This is a genomic window from Stenotrophomonas sp. 05L44_2 (assembly GCF_056665995.1).
The window spans coordinates 1-3297 of the sequence record NZ_JBFTNR010000483.1 but is presented as its reverse complement, the minus strand read 5'-3'; the positions used below and the strand labels follow the sequence as shown (position 1 = coordinate 3297).

The window sequence follows — 3297 nt, the reverse complement described above, 5'->3', positions numbered from 1 at the left end:
GTAGTGGTGCGCGGGCACCTTCAGGTTGATGGGTGCGGGCACGTCCTTGAAGACGCGGCCGGACATGTCGAAGCGCGACTTGTGGCAGGGGCAGAAATAGCCGCCCTTCCATTGCGGATCGTAGGGCTCGGGGCGGATTTCACCCACCATTTCCGGCGAACAGCCCAGGTGCGTGCAGAGACCGACCAGCACCGAGATCTCGGGCTTGATCGAGCGCAGCTCCGGGTTCTGCTTGAGCACGTACTCCGGCTGCTGGTCCTTCTCGCCGGACTCGGGGTCCTTCAAGCGGCCATCCAGCCCATGCAGCGCGTCAAGGATCGCCTTGGACCGTTTGACGATCCAGATCGGCTGGCCACGCCATTCCACGATCAGGCGTTGGCCTTCCTGCAGGGCGCTGATGTCGGCCACCACCGGTGCGCCGGCAAGCTTGGCGCGGGCACTGGGGTTCCAGGATTTGATGAAAGGAACTGCGGTGAATCCGACGCCGACGGCGCCCACCACAGCTGTGGTGGCAGTAAGAAAACGCCGACGTCCGGTGTTGACTGGATCGTGTACCCCATCGTTGGCCATCCGGCACTCCGATATTGATTAGGTAGCTTTAAGGCTGCCAGCGGTTCCGGTGGGGGCCAGAGCCGCATTGAATCTCGGTCGAGTGTAGCGGAACCGTTGCGCGCCACACAACGCATTGCAACAACATAGTTTGTTGGGTTGCCGGCCAGCGGCCGGCACTACCTGTTCAAAGGTGTGCCGACTGACAGCCGGCACCTACCTGTTAACGGTGTGCCGACCAACGGTCGGCACCTACTGCTTGCTCAGCACCGTGCGATAGCGCTCGGCCAGCTGGCCGACCCGGCGCACGTAATACTGGGTCTCGCTGTAGGGCGGCACGCCGCGATGGCGATCGACCGCGYCCTCGCCCGCGTTGTAGCCGGCAGCGGCCAGGGTCAGGTCTCCATTGAAACGCTTCAACAGCCACGCCAGATACTGCACACCGCCACGGATGTTCTGCCCCGCGTCGTAGGAATCGCTGACGCCGAAGCGCGCGGCGGTGGSCGGCATCAGCTGCATCAGGCCCTGGGCGCCGGCACGGCTGAGTGCGGTCGGGTTGTAGGCCGACTCGGCATGGATGATCGCGCGTACCACGGCCTCTTCCACCCCGAATTCGCGTGCGGCCGAGGTGATCTCGCTCTGGAAGGCCGTGGTGTTCAGGCGCACGCTGCCGAAATCGACGCGCGGATTGACCCCGCAGGCGTAGCAGCGCTCCATGAAGCTGTAGCGGATGGTCCGCACCGGGCCGAGGTTGGCGACCTGGGTCGGGCGTGCGCTGGTGTAGTGGCGCACCCCGTCCTGCATGTACGAATAGACCTGTCCGCTGACCATCCTGCCGCCGCGTGGACTGGCCGGCGTAGAGGTCGTTGCGGGTGCCGGGGTCGCTGCGACAGCGGGACTGGCCGCAGCGGCGGCGACCGCGACCGGATTACGCTCGGCGCTGGCCACCACTGCAGCAGGTGCCGCAGGTGCTGGTAGCAGCGCCGGCGCCGGCGTGGCAACGGGAGCGCGCGCTGCCCTGCCCGCGCTGCGGGTGTAGCTGATGGTGCTGCATTGGGCACCGGCCACCCGCTTGCTGACATAGCTGGTGACACCGTCGGCGCCGAGGCACTTGTACAGGGTACCGGCGCTGGCCGGCGCAGCGGTCAGCGCAGCGATGATGATCGCCGTTATCCCCAGTCTCCCCTTCATGGCCGCGAGTGTCCCAGCTTCGCTGCGGCTTGCCAAGGGCGCCGGCTCAGACCGTGACGGCGGGCACGGCCAGGACCTGGCCAAGCCCGGCCAGGCGCTGGGCCAGCTCCTCGCGCAGCTCGGCCGGCGTGGTCCACACCGCCACCGGCAGGCGATCCAGGCTGAGGATCTGCGCCAGCATCATGCCGCGGCTCTCCGCGCCCATCCGCAACAGGCAGTGTTCTGGCCCGTCGGCCTCCAGCACACCGCACCAGGGCGGAATGCGCCCGGTCAGCTCCGCTTCGCTGCCGGCCAGGCGCAGGACGGCCTGCAGCGCGAACGGCGCCTGGCTGACCGCCTGCCGCACCATCACATCCGGTGGCGCCGGAGTGCGCCGATGCAGGCCAGGCTCTGGCAGCGAACGCACTGCGCCCATCCGGTCCACGCGCAGCGTGCGCCAGTCCTGCCGCCCCAGGTCCCAGGCCAGCAGATACCAGCGCCGTCCGTAGTTGACCAGGTGCTGGGCCTCGACTTCGCGTTGCGTCACCGCGTCCTGCGCGCTGCGGTATTCGAAGGCCAGCCGCGCGGCCTGCCGGCAATGCTGGGCCAGTCGCCCGAGCAGGCGCGCGTCGGTGGACGGCAGGTCGGACAGGGTTGCGGTGGCGGCATGTACTTCGCCGGCCTGCTGGCGGCGACGCGCGGGCACCAGCGGGTCGAGCTTGGACAGCAGGCCGCGTGCGGTGTCGTCGATGCCGGACACCGTGGCCGACGCCGCGCGCAGGGCAATCGCCAGTGTGGTGGCCTCCTCCTCATCCAGCAGCATCGGCAGCACCGGCGCACCGGCGCCCAGCCGGTAGCCGCCACCTACACCGGCCGAGGCCTGTACCGGATACCCCAGCTCACGCAGGCGCTCGACATCGCGACGGATGCTGCGCCGGTCCACGCCCATGCGCTCGGCCAGCTCGGCGCCGGACCAGTGACGGCGGGCCTGCAGCAGGGAAATCAGGCGAAGCAGGCGATGGGCGGTATGGCGCATGACGGATCGCGGACAGAAGTCGTCCGCAATTGTGCCCCAGCATGGGCCCCACTTCACCACCACCTGCAGGGAGCAATGCCATGACGTCACGCCAGATCACCCTCTACCACGCCGCCCGTTCACGCTCGAGCGGCGCTGTCGCCCTGCTCGAAGCGCTGGGCGCCGACTACCGCATGCAGGTGCTGGACCTGAAGGCCGGTGCCAACCTGGCCCCGGCCTATCTGGCTATCAACCCGATGGGCAAGGTGCCGGCCATCGTCCACAACGGCGCCCTGGTGACCGAGCAGGTGGCGATCTACCTGTACCTGGCCGACCTGTACCCGGAAGCCGGGCTGGCACCGCCGATCGGCGACACCCTGCGCGGCCCTTACCTGCGCTGGATGGCCTTCTATGGCGCCTGTTTCGAGCCGGCGATGATCGACCGGGCGATGCGCCGCGATCCGCCGCCGCATGCGATGTCGCCCTATAACGATGCCGATACGGTGCTGCAGGTGATCGAAGCGCAGCTCACGCAGGGACCGTACCTGCTGGGCGAGGTGATG

General features: G+C 68.3%; 4 protein-coding genes. 1 reads left to right on the top strand and 3 read right to left on the bottom strand.

The annotated features are described in order from the left end of the window. The 3 genes from petA to AC1VAN_RS16105 all read right to left on the bottom strand — a co-directional run. Positions 1 to 570, bottom strand: a 570-nt coding sequence (gene petA, locus AC1VAN_RS16115) for a ubiquinol-cytochrome c reductase iron-sulfur subunit (RefSeq protein ID WP_480986179.1), incomplete at its 3' end; no start/stop codon positions are given. 231 nt (positions 571 to 801) lie between these two features. After that, entirely contained in the window at positions 802 to 1740 is a 939-nt protein-coding gene (locus tag AC1VAN_RS16110) for a lytic transglycosylase domain-containing protein (protein WP_480986178.1), read from the bottom strand. A gap of 46 nt (positions 1741 to 1786) precedes the next feature. Continuing rightward, entirely contained in the window at positions 1787 to 2755 is a 969-nt protein-coding gene (locus tag AC1VAN_RS16105; RefSeq protein ID WP_248149605.1) for a helix-turn-helix transcriptional regulator, read from the bottom strand. A gap of 80 nt (positions 2756 to 2835) precedes the next feature. On the opposite strand from AC1VAN_RS16105, the gene AC1VAN_RS16100 reads away from it, so the two are divergent. Continuing rightward, positions 2836 to 3297, top strand: a 462-nt coding sequence (locus AC1VAN_RS16100; RefSeq protein ID WP_480986177.1) for a glutathione S-transferase family protein, incomplete at its 3' end; no start/stop codon positions are given.